We start from the raw sequence: 17,659 nt of genomic DNA, 5'->3' as shown, positions 1-17,659 counted from the left end.
AGGAATGAAAATGAATCGTTTGATGGCGGCATTTACTCTTGTCGCTGCCAGTGTAGGCGCGGCTTCTGCCGTAGCCGCTGTCGACCCGGCGCTGCCTTCCTATGAGAAGACCACCGGTGTTTCGGGCAACCTGTCCAGCGTCGGTTCCGACTCGCTGGCCAACCTGATGACGCTCTGGGCGGAAAACTTCAAGAAGGAATACCCCAGCGTCAACGTTCAGATCCAGGCTGCCGGCTCTTCCACTGCGCCGCCCGCTCTGACTGAAGGCACCTCCAACATGGGCCCGATGAGCCGTCCTATGAAGGACAGCGAAATTCAGGCGTTCGAGCAGAAGTACGGCTACAAGCCGACCGCTGTTCCGGTTGCGATCGACGCCCTGGCGGTCTTCGTCCACAAGGACAACCCCATCAAGAGCCTGTCGCTGCAGCAAGTCGACGCCATCTTCTCCAGCACTCGCCTGTGCGGCGCTGAGAAAGAAGCCAAGACCTGGGGTGACCTCGGTCTGACCGGCGAGTGGGCACAGCGTCCGATTCAGCTGTTCGGTCGTAACTCGGTATCGGGCACCTACGGCTACTTCAAAGAAGAAGCCCTCTGCAAAGGTGACTACAAGTCCAACGTGAACGAGCAGCCAGGCTCGGCTTCGGTCGTGCAGTCCATCTCCAGCACGGTAAACGCCATCGGTTACTCGGGCATCGGCTACCGCACCGCCAGCGTTCGCGCTGTTCCGCTTTCCAAGAAAGACGGCGGTGAGATTGAAGAAGCCGATGAGAAGAACGCGCTGTCCGGCAAGTACCCGCTGGCTCGTTTCTTCTATGTCTACGTGAACAAGGCGCCTAACAAGCCGCTGGCCCCGCTGGATGCCGAGTTCCTGAAGCTCGTTCTGTCCAAGCAAGGCCAAGAAGTCGTAGTGAAGGATGGTTACATCCCACTGCCGAAGGCTGTTGCCGACAAGACGCGTAAAGAACTGGGCCTCTAAGCCCTGCATTGGTCGGCTCACCCGGGTCGACCTCTTGCAAAAGCCCGCCATCGACGAAATTCGGTGGTGGGCTTCAGTATGTCAAATGGCTGTAACTTTTCTGTCACGAAGGCCCGCTAGGGTGTGCGCATGAATGACTTGGCGAATGACACCATGACCGCTTCTTCAGCTGGCGGTAGCCAGCAAATCGACTTCAATACGCCCGCTTTGCGCCGCAAGCGCCGCATCCGTGCTTTCAAGGACCGGATGACCCGTTGGTACGTTTCCATCGGGGGCTTGGCGGTACTGGGTGCCATTACGCTGATCTTCTTTTATCTGGCGCATGTCGTGATGCCAGTGTTCCAGGGCGCATCCATCGAAGCGGGGGAGCCCGTTCAGCCTGCCTGGATCAAGGAAGAAGGCCGCCCCCTCATGCTGTCCGTCGAAGAGCAAAATACCGTTGGTATGCGCTTGAATGACGCAGGCGCGCTGCAGTTCTTCGATGTGAAGACGGGCGACGCCATGAACCGCATCCAGTTGCCAATCCCTGAAGGCGCCCAAATCGCATCGACGGGTGAAGGCGAGCCGGGTAGCCGGCAGGCCGTTCTTGGCTTGTCCAATGGCCAAGCGGTGGTGTTCCAGGTCGATTATCGGATTACCTATCCGAATGACGTCAAAACCATCACGCCTCAAGTTTCCTACCCTTACGGTGAGGCGCCGATCGAGGTCGATCCGCAAGGGCGTCCGCTGGAGCATGTCGCCGTCAGCGTCGGTAGCTCCGAGCTGACCCTCGTAGGTTCCAACAACCGTGAGTTGTCTGCGATCCGTGTGACCAGCGAACAGAACCTCATTACTGGCGAGACGACGCTCGAAGAGGAGCGGCTGAAGCTGCCGCAGATCTCCGACACCATCAAAGCGATCGTGGTCGATCCGCGGCAGACGTGGCTGTATGTCGTGAACGGCCGTGCCAGCGCTGACGTGTTCGATCTGCGCCGTGGTGAGCTGAACGGCCGTTACCCCTTGCTCGACGGCAAGGCCGAGGTGACGAGCGTACATCCACTGCTTGGCGGCATCTCGCTGATGATCGGTTCGTCCACCGGCAACATTTCCCAGTGGTTCATGGTTCGTGATCCCGATGGCGCAGCAAAGTTGACGCACATTCGCGGTTTCCAGCTGGGCAACAGCGCGATTACCCAGATTATTCCGGAGCAGCGCCGTAAGGGTTTCATCGCGCTCAACCAGAACGGTTTGCTGGGCATTTTCCACAGCACCGCCGAGCGCACCTTGTTGACCGAGCAGGTCATGAACGGTCCCACCATGGGCGCGCTGTCCCCACGTTCGGACGTGTTGCTGGTCGAGTCCAACAATGCATTGCGCACCATTGCGATCGATAACCCTCACCCCGAGATATCCATGAGTTCGCTGTGGGGTAAGGTCTGGTACGAGAACTACGGTGAGCCGCAGTACGTGTGGCAGTCGACCTCGGCCAATACCGACTTCGAACCCAAACTGAGCCTCGCACCGTTGACCTTCGGTACGTTGAAGGCGGCTTTCTACGCGATGATCCTGGCCGCACCGTTGGCCATCTGCGCCGCGATTTACACCGCCTACTTCATGGCGCCGGCCATGCGCCGCAAGGTCAAGCCGGTCATCGAGTTGATGGAAGCGCTGCCCACTGTGATCCTCGGCTTCTTCGCGGGTCTGTTCCTCGCGCCTTATCTGGAAGGGCATCTGCCTGGCGTCTTCAGCCTCCTGTTGCTAACGCCGATCGGCGTGCTGCTGTTCGCCTTCATCTGGAGCCGTCTGCCGGAGCGGGTGCGTTTGGCTGTGCCAGATGGCTGGGAAGCGGCGCTGCTGGTTCCAGTGATCCTGGTGATCGGCTACGGCTCCCTCTACATGAGCGGCTACTTGGAGAACTGGTTCTTCGGCGGCAACATGCGCGCCTTCCTGACCGACGCGGGCATCGATTTCGACCAGCGCAATGCCTTGGTCGTCGGTATCGCCATGGGCTTCGCGGTCATCCCGAACATCTTCTCCATCGCTGAAGACGCCGTGTTCAGCGTGCCGAAGAGCTTGACCTTCGGTTCGTTGGCGCTGGGCGCGACGCCCTGGCAGACACTGACCCGCGTGGTCATCCTGACCGCAAGCCCTGGCATCTTCTCGGCGCTGATGATCGGCATGGGCCGCGCGGTCGGTGAAACGATGATCGTACTGATGGCGACCGGTAACACGCCGATCATGGACGCGAACATCTTCGAAGGCATGCGCACGCTGGCGGCGAACGTCGCGGTGGAAATGCCCGAATCCGAAGTCGGCAGCACGCACTATCGAATCCTGTTCCTGGCAGCGCTGGTGCTCTTGTCGTTCACCTTCATCATGAACACGCTGGCCGAGATCATCCGGACTCGCCTGCGTAAGAAATACGCGTCGTTGTAAGCCATGACTCGAAACGAAAACAACGCCGCGGACGAAACGCCGCGGCAAGAGCATCCGACGAAGGTGGGGCGTGTGAAACAACTTTCCGTCAAAAATTGGTTCAAGAGCGGTTTGCCATGGATCTGGATGACCGGCGCTGGCGTGTCCATCGCAGTCATCATGACCGTGGGCCTGCTGTCGTTGATCGCCGTGAAGGGTCTGGCGCATTTCTGGCCGGCGAATGTCGTCGTCTCGGAATACACCGTGCCGGGCGAAGCGCCGCGCATGATCGCCGGGGAGCTGGTTGAGTCCGAGCAGGTGCCCCGTGCACGTCTCGCCTCGGCTGGCCTGCCGGTGAACGTCGACGGTGGCGAGTTCATGACGCGCGAGCTGCTCAAGATCGGCAACCGCGAGTTCTATCCGGCTGACTTCTCCTGGGTCGTGGGCGAGTGGATGGGCGAGCAGACGCTACCGCCTGAGCTGATGGTCATGGAGCGCCGCGAGTGGGGTAACTTCTACGGCTACCTCGTCGATGTACGCGAAGGCGATCGCGTGGTTGCCCAGGGCGACCAAGCGTGGCCGGAGTTGGTCGAACGCGTCGAACGCGTCACCGACCTCTATGAGGAGCTGCGCCGGTTGCAGCGCGTCGACATCGGCGCGATCAACTACGGCCTGGAACAGCTGCGCCTGAAAACGCGCGGTCTGGAACTGGACAATGAACTGGATGCAGCCGCTCAAGCCGACATCGAGGCAGAACGTGCGGAGTTCAACGAGCGTTACAAAGGCCTGGAGGCACGCTTAGGCGAGCTCAACCAGCAGGTCAATCGCGACTACGCCACCATTCGTACGGTGGATGGTCACGAGGAGCGCTTGCAACTGAGCCATGTCGTACGCGCGTTCCGTCCGAACGCGATGTCCGTGACCGAGAAGCTGGGGCACTACTTCGAGAAGATCGGCGAGTTCGTGGGCGACGAGCCGCGTGAAGCCAATACCGAAGGCGGTATTTTCCCCGCCATCTTCGGCACGATCATGATGACGCTGATCATGGCCGTCATCGTTACGCCTTTCGGTGTACTGGCTGCGATCTACCTGCGTGAATACGCCAAACAGGGCGCGATGACGCGGATCATCCGGATCGCGGTGAACAACCTCGCTGGTGTACCGGCCATCGTCTACGGTGTGTTCGGTCTGGGCTTCTTCGTCTACGTGCTGGGCGGCTCGATCGACCGTCTGTTCTATCCAGAAGCATTCCCGGCGCCAACGTTCGGTACACCTGGCCTGTTGTGGGCATCGTTGACCCTCGCCATTCTGGCGGTGCCGGTCGTGATCGTAGCGACCGAGGAAGGTCTGGCCCGTATCCCGCGTGCACTGCGTGAAGGCTCGCTGGCACTGGGCGCGACCAAGGCCGAAACCCTTTGGCGCGTGGTGCTGCCGATGGCGAGCCCAGCGATGATGACGGGTCTGATTCTTGCCGTTGCCCGTGCCGCCGGCGAGGTCGCACCACTGATGCTGGTTGGTGTAGTGAAACTCGCACCAACACTGCCACTCAACGGCAATTACCCGTATCTGCACCTGGACCAGAAGATCATGCACTTGGGCTTCCACATCTTCGACGTCGGCTTCCAGAGCCCGAACGTGGAAGCGGCCCGCCCGCTGGTATACGCGACTGCGCTGTTACTGGTGCTGGTCATCGCGCTGCTCAACCTGAGCGCGGTGTTCATCCGTAACCACCTGCGCGAAAAATACAAGGCGCTCGATCATTAACGTTTGCTAGACGCATCGGCCCGATACCTGTCGGGCCTCGCGAATCGGAGTGAGACATGCAGCACGAAACCCCCTCCCACGGCATCGATATGGCGGCCCTGGGCCGCACCGAGCGCCAGGCATTGGATCTGAGCCGTGAAAAGGTCGCCCTGGACGTTCCGGGCCTCAACCTGTTCTACGGCAGCAAGCAGGCGCTGTACGACGTCAAGATGATGATCCCCAAGCAACGCGTAACGGCGTTCATCGGCCCGTCCGGTTGCGGTAAGTCGACGTTGCTGCGGACCTTCAACCGCATGAACGATCTGGTCGACGGTTGCCGGGTCGACGGCGAGATCTTGCTCGATGGCAAGAACATCTATGACAAGAACGTGGAAGTTGCCGAACTCCGTCGCCGCGTCGGCATGGTGTTCCAGAAGCCGAACCCGTTCCCCAAGAGCATCTACGAGAACGTGGTCTACGGCCTGCGCATCCAGGGCGTGAACCAAAAGCGCGTGCTCGACGAAACCGTTGAATGGGCGCTCAAGAGCGCAGCGCTTTGGGACGAAGTGAAAGACCGTTTGCACGATTCGGCGCTCGGCCTTTCCGGTGGCCAGCAGCAGCGTCTCGTGATCGCGCGTACCGTGGCGGTCCAGCCAGAAGTATTGCTGCTCGATGAGCCGTGCTCGGCACTCGATCCGATCTCTACGCTCAAAGTGGAAGAGCTGATCTTCGAACTCAAGAGCAAGTACACCATCGTCATCGTGACCCACAACATGCAGCAGGCCGCGCGCGTGTCTGATTACACTGCGTTCATGTACCTGGGTAAGCTGATCGAGTACGGGGATACGGATCGGTTGTTCACCAATCCCGAGAAGAAGCAGACCGAGGATTACATCACCGGTCGCTACGGTTAACCGCACCGGCCATGAGAATGCGCGTCATGCTGCGTCAGCGCCGCTTGCCGTACGTGTATGTACTGTCTGCGCGGCGCTTCCTCGCCTGAAACTCATTCTCAAAGGCCGGACCTTGAGGTAGGTGGTAGGAGCGGAGCGTTACCCCTGTAGGAGCCCACTTGTGGGCGATCCGCTGATGAAGTTCACTCCGACGCTATGGGAGAGCCATCGCCAGCCTTTCCTACAAAAAGCCTTCACGCCAGGCTCATGCCAGGACATTTTGGTAGTCGTTACACCATTCACCCGTCAGGGGACTGAAATGATCAATAAAGACGGTCACACCCAGCACATTTCCCAGCAATTCAACGCCGAGCTCGAAGAAGTCCGCAGCCACCTGCTGGCTATGGGTGGGCTGGTCGAAAAGCAGGTCAACGATGCGGTCAACGCATTGATCGACGCCGATTCCGGACTTGCGCAGCAGGTTCGTGACGTCGATGACGAAATCAACCAGATGGAGCGCAATATCGATGAAGAATGCGCGCGCATCCTGGCGCGTCGGCAACCAGCGGCTTCGGACCTACGGCTGATCATCAGTATCTCCAAGTCTGTGATCGATCTGGAGCGTATCGGCGACGAGGCGACCAAGATTGCTCGCCGTGCAATCCAATTGTGCGAAGAGGGTGAATCGCCTCGCGGCTACGTCGAAGTGCGTCATATCGGCAATCAGGTTCGCAAAATGGTGCAGGAGTCGCTGGATGCCTTCGCCCGCTTCGATGCCGACCTGGCCTTGTCCGTGGCCCAGTACGACAAGACGGTTGATCGCGAGTACAAGACCGCGCTGCGTGAACTGGTCACGTACATGATGGAAGACCCTCGTTCGATCTCTCGCGTCCTGAATGTGATCTGGGCACTGCGCTCCCTGGAGCGTATCGGTGATCACGCCCGCAACATTGCGGAACTGGTGATTTACCTCGTACGCGGTACGGACGTTAAGCACATTGGCTTGCGTCGTATGAAAGAAGAAGTCGAAGGCACCCGGGGCGGTGACGAACCGGCGTTGTAGGTTGTTCGTGGGAGCGGGTCTGGCTGCGATCCGCGGGGCGGCCACCCGCCATGCCCGCGATCGCGGTATACCTGCCCCCGATATTCATCAACGAAATGCCATTGCGGGCATGGCCCGCTCCCACAGCGGGAGAGTCGGTAGGTCCGGGCCGCGTCGGCTCACTCGTCCAGCGCTTCGAATTGGCCATCACGCGGAGGTCGAGGCTATGCTGTAGGCCAGTCTTCAGGAGCCGACGATGAGCAAAATCAGTGTATTGATCGTGGATGACGCCTCATTCATCCGCGATCTGATGAAAAAATGCCTTCGCGATAATTTTCCCGGCATCGCGCTCGACGAAGCCACCAATGGCCGTAAAGCTCAACAGATGCTCACCCGGCAATCGTTCGACCTGATCCTGTGCGATTGGGAAATGCCGGAAATGAGTGGTATCGAACTGCTTCAATGGTGCCGTGCGCAGGATTCCCTCAAGGCCACGCCCATCATCATGGTGACCAGCCGTGGCGATAAGGAGAATGTGGTGCAGGCGATCCAGGCGGGAATCTCCGATTATGTCGGCAAGCCCTTCACCAACGAGCAGTTGATCACGAAGGTCAAGAAGGCATTGCACAAGGTTGGCAAACTACAAGCGCTGATCGCGGGGGGGATCGCCAAGCCTCTGGGCAACAGTGCGTTCGCCAATGATTCGCTCAGTGCGCTTACGGGCGGTAATCCGAACCAGGTCAAACCAGCCTCGCCAGCGTCTGCTGCGCCGGCCCGTGCACCTCAGCCGGCGCCCGCTAGCCCGCGCCCGGTGGCGATGCCGAGCGGTCGTGGTCAGGCTCAGTTGCGTTTGCCCAACGGGGCGATGACCTGTGTGATCAAAGCGCTGAGCCTGCGAGATGCTCAAATCGTCGTGAAGCGCGCGGAATTGCTTCCGCAGATTCTCGAAAGTGCGGTGCTCGACCTGGAGCAGGGCGATGATGGCGGTGGAAGCGAGGTTGCGCGGCTCAATGGCTATCTTCACAGCATTGCCGCGCTGGAGCAGAAGCCGGACAGCGAATGGCTGCAGGTGGTGTTCCGCTTTGTGGATCAGGACGCACAGAAAATGGATTACCTTTCGCGCTTGATCGCGCGTGGCACTGCGCAGAAGCATTTCACCCCAGGTGCGTAAAGCATCGGATTGACGTGTTTCCGGCGACCGCTCGACGTGGCGTGCGTGATCTCGACGTACATTTCGGGTGAATTGCGCCCGGGGCATGCGGGTTTCACCCGCGCTACGGTCATACTTTGCGCGATCCGCTTCGGTCGCCTGTGTTTATTGGCGCCAGCGCACCAAAACACGCGCATTGCGTAACTGTGCGACAGTTTCCGGCAGTCGGCCCAGCGGTTGTCGATCATTCCCTGGACATCCACGCCGCTCATGGTTCCTCACGGCGACGTGCCATTCGTCGTTCCGACGGGCGTTTTCGCTCAATGCGCCGATAGTATTTCTACGTGGCGCCAAGGCCACCGCGCTCGAAGAGCACTGACATTCCACGTGTGTGGATGGCCTGTCTCTTGCTAACTGCCTTGGCTGCATTCGGAAAATGCACGTTTGCCAGGGATCCTCCATACATGTCCACCCACGCGCTTTTAGGCTGTCTTCTGCTGATATTCGCAGGCTCCGCGCCAGCAGCGACGATCTATAAGTACGTCGATGCGAATGGGGTCGTTACCTACACCGACAAGGCTGCGCCCGGCGCGCAGGTGTTCACTTTCCGTGACCAGATGGTGGAGAGCCTGGACACGCAGGTGAAGTTGGAAACGCTGAAGCATGTTGCCGGCGAAACGCTGATGGTTCGCAACGACCTGTTTGCGCCGGTCGAAGTCCGACTGGCCATCAACGGGCAGGTTAACGTCAGTGGTGCCCCCGACGAGCCGATCAGCTGGATCGTACCGCCGCGAAGCAACATCCGGCTGGCGACCTTGGCGCCGAGGCAGCCTGGCCAGCCCATGCGCTACACGCCGAAATTCAGCTACGCGCTGGGCGATCCACGGCTACTGCCCAAGCCCTTCAACTATCCGCAGCCATGGCTCGGTGGTCCGTTTCGTCTGACCCAGGGCGCGAACGGCACCTACAGCCACAACACGCCCAAGGGCCGCTACGCGGTCGATATTGCCATGCCCGAAGGCACGCCGATCGTAGCGGCGCGCGCCGGGACCGTGGTGAAGATCGAGAATGCACAGACTGGCCGCGGCGATAATCCATCCGGCAACTTCGTCCGCCTGATTCACGACGACGGGACCATGGGTGTGTATCTCCACCTCATGCGTGGTTCGGTGAAGGTCCGTGAAGGGCAGTACGTCGGTCAGGGCGAGCAGATCGCGCGCTCAGGCAATACTGGAAACAGCACCGGCCCTCATCTTCATTTCGTCGTTCAGCGCAACGTCGGGCTGGCGGTGGAGTCCATCCCCTTCGACTTCGCGCGTCCGGTGGATAAGCTGCCCAATTTCGCGGTGGGTGGGGAATAGCCTGGCGGAACGAAATTCCTAGGTAGGTGAGTAAGTCTGTAGGAGCCAGCCGGGCTGGCTCTCATCAAACAAAAAATATCCTGTTGATTTATAGGCGAAAATTCAGATGACCTCGTGGGAGCGAGCCATGCTCGCGATGGAGTTAGGCCGTCATGCCAATCGCGAGCATGGCTCGCTCCCACAAGGCCCGCACTCACTGCCATGCCCCTGTTTGCTGCGCGACAGCGCGGCGCCTTGGCGGCGGGGAACTCCTACAAAATCTGCGTCCGGCGTCTTGGCGTCTGTTTCAAGAACGCTGCTCTCGGGCCCACGGTCCATTCCACTGTAGCGCTGAGGTAACACTCAATTGTCCACAGCTGGGTTCAGTCCCGTTTGGTGGAACAATATAATGCGCGGCTTTTCGGGTTTGCTGCCTTCGCGCGCAGCGAGCTGCCCTCCGTTTTAAGGAATCCCATGACTCCAGATCAACGATTCGCCCGTCGGGTGCGAGTCGCGATTGCTGCGTTCATCGTGCTGTTCATCTATTTCCTGGTTGCTGACCTGTGGATGCCATTGACGCCGCAGGCTCAATTGACGCGCCCGGTCTTGCGGGTCGCACCGCAAGTCAGCGGGCAGGTCTTGCGCGTCGAGATCGCCAACAATCAGCATGTCTTGGCAGGTGAGGTGTTGTTTCGCCTGGACCCCGAGCCGTTCGATCTGGAGGTAACGGCAGCCGAAATCGCTTTGAAACAAGCAGCGCAGGATAACCGTCAGCTGGATGCCGCCTTGACTGCGGCGCGTGCGGATGAACGCGCGGCCGAGGCCGAGGCGGCGGAGCTCGCGCGTGAGCTACAGCGTTTGTCGCGCCTGCTCAGCAGCCAGAACGTGTCGCGGCAGCAATACGACCAGACGGAAGCCCGCCGGCGCGCCGCTGACGCACGTCTTGCGTCGGCGCAGGCGCGCATCAGCGAGCTCGAGGCACAGCGAGGCAATCGTGGACCCGACAACCTGGCACTATTGCGCGCTGGAAATACGCTGGCTCAAGCAAAGCTTCGCCGGGCCTACAGTGAAGTGCGGGCAGACCGCAACGGCACTGTCAGCAATCTGCAGCTATCACCGGGGGCCTATGTGTCCGCAGGGGCACCGGTCGCCGCATTGGTCAGCGATGAGATCGACATCAGTGCAGACTTCCGCGAGAAGAGCCTACGTCATGTCGAGCCGGGGGACGAGGCCGAGGTAGTCTTCGATGCCTTGCCCGGTCGTGTCTTCCAGGCGCATGTGTCTGCGATTGACGCGGGTGTCCGGGCAGGGCAATACGATGCCAATGGTGACCTCGCCGCGCCGCCGAACTCCGATCGCTGGATTCGCGACGCCCAGCGTCAGCGGCTGCATGTCGTACTCGATGAACCGGCGGCGGCGCCGCTGCCGACGGGCGCCCGTGCCACCGTGCAGTTGTACCCGCACGAATCGGTGATTGGCGGGTTGTTCGGCTGGTTCCAAATCCGCTTCATCAGCCTGTTGCACTACGTTTACTGATGGCCGTCGGGGCGCTTGACGAAAATGGCCTGCGACAATGTCTGCGCATCGCAGGTGGCGGGACGCTGGGGCTGGCCGTGAGCAAGATCGCCGGCTGGGACTTCGGCTCATTCTTCTGCGTGATGCCGATCCTGCTGCTGGGCTTGGTGCCGACGCTCAACGCCCATATCATCCGGCAGTTCCTGGCGCTCACCGTGCTCGCGTGCCTTGAAACCTTGGTGATCTACGGCCTCTTCGGCGATCGGCCCGGCCTGATCCTGCCGCTCGTATTCGTGTCGTTCTTCTGGCGTTTCTGGCTGATGGCGCAGGGGCCGCTGTTTCTCTTCGGTGCGATGGGCATCGTGTTCGTCTCGATCTTGCTGCATTTTGCGAGCTACCCGGATACACATCTGTACGACATGATCGCCAGCCAGCTGACGGCCGCCGTCATCACCGTTGGCATCGCGTTTCTGATGTTCTATCTGTTTCCCGATGTGGAGCCACGCCAGCCACCAAAGCCCGCCGCCAAGGATGTGGCATCCCGGCGGCATGAGGCATTGCTTGGTGCCACCATCGCGACCCTCTCCTTCGCAATCTTTCAGATGCTGGATTTGCGCGACTCATTGTCCGCGCAGGTGGCATCGATCCTGATCCTGTTTCCCATGCACTGGAACGGCATCCGCTTCGCCGGGCGTATCCGTGCGCTGGGCACGCTGTTGGGCTGTGCCGTCGGCTTGGTGATGCAACTGGTATTGATCGACCACTTCAACGTGTTGCCGCTGGTCACGGTCATCTATTGGCTTGCCCTGTTCTACTGCGCGCGCACGCACGTGTTGGAAGGGACCCAGGGCATCGGTTTTGGTGCATTGACGACACTGGCGATCGTCTTCGGACAGTACCTCACGCCGGAGCAGGACGTGGTCTACGCGATCGTCTATCGCTTCACCTCGGTGTCGGTCGCGGTACTGCTGACGCTGTTGACGGTGTATGTCATCCATTCGCTGCTCAATCGTTTCGACGCCACACGCCACGCCTGATGTGTGAGGCGCCGCGTAACGGGGCGCCTTATACTTCGCCGGTCATGGAATACGGCAGGGTAGCGGTGTGATGCGAGCGGCGAAGGATAACGAGCGTGCTCAGGCGGTCGTGCGGCTGGTCATTGGGGGCGTCGCCATAGCGTACATGTGCGCCACCTATGCGCTTGGTCTCATGGACCGAGGCGCGTTCATGCAGGTCGCTACGTACGCGCTGGTGTTCATGTTCCTGTCCATCGTGCTCTTCGGCTGGATCGTCGCCTTTCCAGGCGTATTCCATTACCGGCGCTTGTTAGCCATCGGCCACGACTACGTCGCGATCAGCGCGTGCATGATCATGGGCGGAGAATCCATGCTGCCGGTGTTTGGCGTGATGCTGTGGGTTACGGTGGGCAATGGCATGCGCTACGGTTCGCGGTATCTGGCACTCGCGACCGGCATCGCGTTGGTATCGATCGCAGTGATCGTCGAATCCATGCCCTACCTGCAAGCGCAGCCGTACGTGGTGTTCATGCTGGTCATCACCATGATTGCGGTACCGGCGTACTCGCACATTCTCCTCAGGCAAACCCGCGAGGCCACTGAACAGGCGCGCGCCGCGAACCTCGCCAAATCGCGTTTTTTGGCACAGGCGAGCCATGATCTGCGCCAGCCCATCTATGCCATCAACCTGTTCACAGCCTGCCTGCGCGATGCCAATCTGGGCCAGGAAGAACAACGGATGGTGGAGAATATCGACAAGTCGCTCTACAGCGTCTCGCAGCTGTTTCGTTCGATTCTCGACCTCTACACCCTCGATAACGGCAAGATGGTCGCAAGTACTCAGCCGGTAGCGCTTGGGCCGCTCATGGATGAAGTCGCACGGGAGAACGCTGAAGCAGCGCGCTGGGCAGGCACGGCGATTCGCGTACGTCCAACGTCGCAATGGGTGATGACCGATCCCAGCCTGTTACGAACCATCCTGCAGAATCTCATTTCGAACGCGATCAAGTACGGCAATGGCAAACCAATTTTAGTGGGAAGCCGGGCCCGGCAAGGCGACATCGCGATCGAGGTGATCGACTGTGGTCGAGGCATTCCGCCTGCGGATATCGGGAAGGTGTGCGATGAGTTCTATCGGGTTCGCGCGATTCGCGATCGGGATATAGAAGGGTTGGGCCTGGGGCTCTTCATCGTTAGTCGGCTGGTGAACCTCCTGACCCTGCGACTTTTCTTTCGTTCGAACGAGGGCAGGGGTACGCGGGTCGTGGTGGAGGGGCTCAAGCGAGCGATCGAGCCGGCAATGGCGGAGGAGCGTCCTTCAGTGGTCATCAGCCCACTGACGGGCTTACATGTGTTGCTCATCGAAGACCAGCAGAGCGTGCTGCAGGCCACGGCGACCCTGCTGGAGAAGTGGGGTTGCCAAGTCAGCACAGCGGCTTCGATTCCTGACTCGCTGGTGCCTTGCGATCTGGTCGTGACGGATTTTGACCTAGGGACCGAAGCCTCGGGCGCGGATTGTATCGAGTACCTGCGCCAACTCAGCGGACGCCATATTCCCGCAGTGGTCGTCACCGGTCATGACGTGGCGACGGTCGAAGCGATCATCGCCGATCCCAGCGTGCCCGTACTGTCAAAGCCGGTCGCGCCTGCGGATTTACGGTCGCTCTTGGCGAGCTTGCGCATTCGGCATGCGCTGGGGCACGCGGAAGGCGCCTAACCTTGCCGGAAAAGCCCGGCTTGAGCGCCGATGCCGGCCGCGGCGGCGCGGCTATTGACCTTCAATACGCGTAGCAACGCGGACACATGAATACGTACGGTGAAAGGCGAGATGTCGAGGATGCGGGCGATCTCTTTGTTCGACAGGCCATCGACCAGCAACCGCAGCACGTCTCGCTGCCGAGCAGTAAGCTGGTCGATCTGACTCTGTACATCCAGAGTGCTGATAAGCGTCGATGTGTTGTAGCGGACCACGAAATCGCCGTTGCGCACGTGGACGATGGCATCGGCAATTTCGGTGGCGTTCAACGCCTTACCAATGAAGCCGTCCGCGCCGCAGGACATCAAGGTATCGATAAGTGCCGAATTCTCGATCATCGATACGATGATCAGCGATGTTTGCTGAAATTCCTGACGTAGATCTGCGATCGATTGCTTCGGCTCGACCCCGGGAAACATCAGATCCAGCAGGATCAGCGTTGGCGCAGGTGTCGCGCGCGCCGCATCCAGGACCTCCTGAAGCGTACCGGCCTCTACGACGGTGGCTTCGGGCAACAGGTTTCGCACGATGCGGGACAAGCCTTCCCTGAAAACGGGGTGATCATCGCCGATGATCACACGTTCGGTCCTGCTGATTTTCGCCATCGCGCGTCGCCTGATTGCAGTCCTACAATTCCGTGGTGGATCGAACACCGCACCTACGGTCCGGCTACCTGCCAGATTCAATTCGACGAAGAGTACTGTATTTGTGAGCCATTGGGCAGAACGGCGCGTGGATGTCTCGCGCGCGCCATTCAGTCCCCTCGGTCGGTATGCAAGTGCGAACCCGTTTCCTCAGGGTCCACCTGCAGCACTTTAGCCAAGACGATTTTGGGCCCTTTCATCTTTTTAATGATGATTCGCAGGCCCTCGGTTTCCAGAACTTCGTCCTCTTCGGGAACCCGATTCAGGGCGTCGTAGACCATGCCCGCGAGGGTTTCTGCTTCGAGGTGATCGAGGTCGATGTTGAGCAGGCGCTCCACCTTGAACAGTGGCGTGTCCCCGCGCACCAGCAGCTTGCCTGGCTTGTACGCGACGATGCCGCGCTCGGCCTTGCGGTGCTCGTCCTGGATATCGCCGACGAGCGCTTCCAACACGTCTTCCATGGTAAGAAAGCCCACGACCTTGTGGTCCGCCTCTTCCACCAGCGCGAAGTGGGCGCCCCCCTTGCGGAAGGTTTCCAGCAGCTCGGACAGTGGCATGTTGCGCGACACGCGCTCGATCGGGTGCATGAGCTCCGTGGGATCGAATGCGGAAGGCAGCATTTCCAGTAGCGACAGTTCGAGCAACAGATCCTTCACGTGCAGCACGCCGACGAACAGGTTTTTTTGCTCGTCGTAGACTGGGTAACGGCTGTACTTGTGTCGGCGGAAGAGGGTGAACAGTTCGTGGAGCGGCGTATTCGTCTCGATATACACAAGGTCTTCGCGCGAGTTTGCCCAATCGACGACTTCCAGCTCGCCCAGCTCGACGGCGGACGCCAGCACGCGCATGTCCTGATCGCTCGGGTCGTGCGCACGGCTGGAGTGCAGAATCAGCTTCAGTTCATCGCGGCTGTAGTGATGCTCCTGATGCGCGACGTCCTGACCCGCAATGCGCAGGATGGCGTTGGCACTGGCGTTGAGCAGGTAAATGGCCGGGTACATCAGCCAGTAGAAAAGATAGAGCGGTACGGCCGTCCACAGCGAAAGCAGCTCGGGCTTGCGAATGGCCCAGGACTTCGGCGCTAGCTCACCCACGACGATGTGCAGATAGGAAATGATGAAAAAGGCGGTGAAGAACGCGACCGCATGTACCAGCGCGGGTGTGTCGATGCCCATTGCGGAGAGCAGCGGCTCCAGCAGGTGCGCGAAAGCCGGTTCACCGACCCAGCCCAGGCCCAGCGAGGCTAGTGTGATACCCAGCTGGCAGGCCGATAGGTAGGCGTCGAGCTGGCTGTGGACCTTGCGCAAGATATGGCCGCGCCAGCCGTGGACCTTGGCGATTGCTTCGACACGCGTGGCGCGAAGCTTGACCATGGCGAACTCGGCCGCCACGAAGAAGCCGTTGAGCAGGACAAGGAAGAGGGCGAAGAAGATCAGGCCGAAGTCGGCGAGGTAGACCGAGGTGAAACCAGGAGAAGGGTCCATGAGCGTAAGAGACGAAATGTCCTTGAAAGTAAGAAGCGATCGGGCTCGGGCCTTGCCGAGCGAAGTGCAGCGCGCGTGTCATATGCCCGCGATGCGTCGAAAACGTTCCTACAGATACGGCCTGTAACGGCAGGTTTCAAGCCTTTTTCGTCAGCATCGACCATTTTGACTACGCGGACCGTATCCGTTGCGGCTGGAGATTCAGTCCTCGACGATCTGCGACGGTGGGAAATGGCAGGTAAAGACACTGCCGCGCAGCAGCGTGCTCTCGATGTCCAGCCGTCCTTTATGGCGGAGCAAGACGTGCTTGACGATCGCTAGCCCAAGGCCCGTGCCTCCTGTCTTGCTGGCGCGGCTTGAATCCACGCGGTAGAAGCGCTCGGTCAGGCGCGGTAGGTGCTTGGCATCGATACCAGGGCCGTTGTCCTGCACGGAAAGGTACGCACCGTTCTCATCGCGCCAGCAGCGGATGCGAATCTCACCTTTCTCAGGTGTGTATTTGACGGCATTGAACACCAGATTCGAGAACGCGCTGCGCAATTCGGTCTCGCTGCCCTTGATGCTCAAGTTGGCGTCGGCCTCCAGCACGATGTGGTGCGCGCGCTCGGCCGACAGCGCCTGGGCATCGGTCTTGATCGATGACAACACGCGCAGCATCGGTACCGGATGATTGTCCGAGGGATAGTCGGTCGCTTCCAGGCGTGCAAGCAGGAGCAGGTCGTTGAGCAGGCTCTGCATCCGCGTGGCCTGTTGCTGCATCTGTTCCATTGCACGGCGCCAGCGGGGGTTGGCGCCTTCGCTATTGTCGAGCAGGGTTTCGAGGTAGCCGGTGATGACGGTGAGCGGCGTACGCAGCTCGTGGGAGACGTTGGCGACGAAATCCTTACGCATCTGTTCGAGCTGGTGGACGCGTGTCACGTCACGGACCAGCATCAGATGCTCATCGTTGCCATATCGGGTGATCGTGAATTGAATGCGAACGCGGTCGTTCACCGGCGAGGCAATTTCCAGTGGGACGGCGTGGTTGCCGCTCTCGAAGTAATCCTTGAAACGCGGATGGCGCAGCAAATTGGCGATTGGCTGGCCGACGTCCTGAGGCTCCTTGAGGCCGAGCAGGCTTTCCGCGGCCGGGTTCCACCATTCCAGATTGCCCGAGTTGTCTACCATGATGACTGCGTCGCGTAGGGCAGTGGTCGATTCCTGGGCGCGATCGATGATGGCTTGGAGGCGGTCGCGTGATTGCCGGCTGCGACGCTGAAGGTGATAGACCTGGTCGAAGAGCTCTTCCCATACGCCTTTGGCTTCAGGCACGTCGGCTTCGAGATCGGCTTTTTCCAGCCAGCTGCGCAAGCGCATGAGATCACGCAGGATCCACGCGAGATAGCCCGCTAGCGCCAGCGCCATGCTCCAGCCGTAGGCGCCTGTAATGAAACCGAGCACGAGCGCGACCGTGATCAGGAGAATCGCGTGGCGGATCAGCAGATGACGCCAATTGCTATTCAAGGGGGTGTGCTCCGAAGGGTTCGTCAAAGACGTCCGTGCAGTGACGTTGCCATTTATCGAACAGGGCGCGCATTCTCACATAAGCCGGCGGGCGTGCCATAGGCACGCCTAGTAACGTTCAAGGTCCTGGCCGGAACCATCGTTTGCGCGGGAGATGGCTCGATCGCCGGGGCGCCGATCGCCTGGCAAACGAAGGCGCTCCG

13 protein-coding genes are annotated in these 17,659 nt (G+C 60.1%); 10 read left to right on the top strand and 3 right to left on the bottom strand.

Translation table 11 applies throughout. From position 1 onward, the window contains the following. The first annotated feature begins 4 nt into the window (after positions 1–4). The 10 genes from IEY47_RS10245 to IEY47_RS10200 all read left to right on the top strand — a co-directional run bounded on the left by IEY47_RS10245 (position 5) and on the right by IEY47_RS10200 (position 13,786). Positions 5–976: a PstS family phosphate ABC transporter substrate-binding protein gene (locus IEY47_RS10245; RefSeq protein WP_188983129.1), complete on the top strand. Its 972-nt coding sequence runs from the start codon at positions 5–7 to the stop codon at positions 974–976. Positions 977–1,105: 129 nt separating this feature from the next. Further along, positions 1,106–3,391 carry an ABC transporter permease subunit gene (locus IEY47_RS10240; protein ID WP_188983128.1) on the top strand — a complete coding sequence of 762 codons (2,286 nt, stop codon included), beginning with the start codon at positions 1,106–1,108 and terminating at the stop codon, positions 3,389–3,391. 72 nt (positions 3,392–3,463) lie between these two features. Next, positions 3,464–5,134 (top strand): phosphate ABC transporter permease PstA, encoded by a 1,671-nt coding sequence (pstA, locus tag IEY47_RS10235; RefSeq protein WP_188983409.1) that lies wholly within the window; start codon positions 3,464–3,466, stop codon positions 5,132–5,134. 56 nt (positions 5,135–5,190) lie between these two features. Next, positions 5,191–6,027, top strand: a complete 837-nt coding sequence (gene pstB, locus IEY47_RS10230) for a phosphate ABC transporter ATP-binding protein PstB (protein ID WP_188983127.1) — start codon at positions 5,191–5,193, stop codon at positions 6,025–6,027. Positions 6,028–6,325: 298 nt separating this feature from the next. Further along, positions 6,326–7,069 carry a phosphate signaling complex protein PhoU gene (gene phoU, locus IEY47_RS10225; protein WP_188983408.1) on the top strand — a complete coding sequence of 248 codons (744 nt, stop codon included), beginning with the start codon at positions 6,326–6,328 and terminating at the stop codon, positions 7,067–7,069. Between the two features lie 235 nt (positions 7,070–7,304). Then, positions 7,305–8,219, top strand: coding sequence for a response regulator (locus tag IEY47_RS10220; protein ID WP_188983126.1), 915 nt, complete (start codon positions 7,305–7,307; stop codon positions 8,217–8,219). 443 nt (positions 8,220–8,662) lie between these two features. Then, a complete protein-coding gene (locus tag IEY47_RS10215) occupies positions 8,663–9,559 on the top strand; it encodes a peptidoglycan DD-metalloendopeptidase family protein (protein ID WP_188983125.1) in 897 nt (298 codons plus the stop codon). 453 nt (positions 9,560–10,012) lie between these two features. After that, entirely contained in the window at positions 10,013–11,074 is a 1,062-nt protein-coding gene (locus IEY47_RS10210) for an HlyD family secretion protein (protein ID WP_188983124.1), read from the top strand. After that, positions 11,071–12,090, top strand: a complete 1,020-nt coding sequence (locus IEY47_RS10205) for a DUF2955 domain-containing protein (RefSeq protein WP_229779389.1) — start codon at positions 11,071–11,073, stop codon at positions 12,088–12,090. Before IEY47_RS10210 ends, IEY47_RS10205 begins: the two co-directional genes overlap by 4 nt. Before the next feature lie 70 nt (positions 12,091–12,160). Then, positions 12,161–13,786, top strand: coding sequence for an ATP-binding response regulator (locus tag IEY47_RS10200; protein WP_188983122.1), 1,626 nt, complete (start codon positions 12,161–12,163; stop codon positions 13,784–13,786). On the opposite strand, the gene IEY47_RS10195 is transcribed toward IEY47_RS10200, so the two are convergent. The 3 genes from IEY47_RS10195 to phoR all read right to left on the bottom strand — a co-directional run bounded on the left by IEY47_RS10195 (position 13,783) and on the right by phoR (position 17,456). Continuing rightward, positions 13,783–14,430: a LuxR C-terminal-related transcriptional regulator gene (locus IEY47_RS10195; RefSeq protein WP_188983121.1), complete on the bottom strand. Its 648-nt coding sequence runs from the start codon at positions 14,428–14,430 to the stop codon at positions 13,783–13,785. The genes IEY47_RS10200 and IEY47_RS10195 overlap by 4 nt on opposite strands. Before the next feature lie 149 nt (positions 14,431–14,579). Beyond that, positions 14,580–15,953 (bottom strand): hemolysin family protein, encoded by a 1,374-nt coding sequence (locus IEY47_RS10190; protein WP_188983120.1) that lies wholly within the window; start codon positions 15,951–15,953, stop codon positions 14,580–14,582. Positions 15,954–16,154: 201 nt separating this feature from the next. Further along, on the bottom strand, positions 16,155–17,456 hold the full coding sequence (gene phoR, locus IEY47_RS10185; RefSeq protein WP_188983119.1) for a phosphate regulon sensor histidine kinase PhoR: 1,302 nt from the start codon (positions 17,454–17,456) through the stop codon (positions 16,155–16,157). Positions 17,457–17,659: the final 203 nt, after the last annotated feature.

Origin of the sequence: Pseudomonas matsuisoli, from assembly GCF_014647635.1 — a bacterium.
Taxonomy (GTDB): Bacteria; Pseudomonadota; Gammaproteobacteria; order Pseudomonadales; family Pseudomonadaceae; genus Pseudomonas_P; species Pseudomonas_P matsuisoli.
The sequence above is the reverse complement of the archived record's forward strand: the minus strand, read 5'-3'. Positions and strand labels throughout refer to the sequence as shown.

Bases quoted from the DNA above. Each gene is read 5' to 3' on its own strand.
- IEY47_RS10190 (WP_188983120.1), bottom strand. From the start codon at position 15,953: ATGGACCCTTCTCCTGGTTTCACCTCGGTCTACCTCGCCGACTTCGGC.
- IEY47_RS10210 (WP_188983124.1), top strand. From the start codon at position 10,013: ATGACTCCAGATCAACGATTCGCCCGTCGGGTGCGAGTCGCGATTGCT.
- IEY47_RS10200 (WP_188983122.1), top strand. From the start codon at position 12,161: ATGCGAGCGGCGAAGGATAACGAGCGTGCTCAGGCGGTCGTGCGGCTG.
- IEY47_RS10195 (WP_188983121.1), bottom strand. From the start codon at position 14,430: ATGGCGAAAATCAGCAGGACCGAACGTGTGATCATCGGCGATGATCAC.
- IEY47_RS10245 (WP_188983129.1), top strand. From the start codon at position 5: ATGAAAATGAATCGTTTGATGGCGGCATTTACTCTTGTCGCTGCCAGT.
- phoU (WP_188983408.1), top strand. From the start codon at position 6,326: ATGATCAATAAAGACGGTCACACCCAGCACATTTCCCAGCAATTCAAC.
- pstB (WP_188983127.1), top strand. From the start codon at position 5,191: ATGCAGCACGAAACCCCCTCCCACGGCATCGATATGGCGGCCCTGGGC.
- IEY47_RS10220 (WP_188983126.1), top strand. From the start codon at position 7,305: ATGAGCAAAATCAGTGTATTGATCGTGGATGACGCCTCATTCATCCGC.
- IEY47_RS10240 (WP_188983128.1), top strand. From the start codon at position 1,106: ATGAATGACTTGGCGAATGACACCATGACCGCTTCTTCAGCTGGCGGT.
- IEY47_RS10215 (WP_188983125.1), top strand. From the start codon at position 8,663: ATGTCCACCCACGCGCTTTTAGGCTGTCTTCTGCTGATATTCGCAGGC.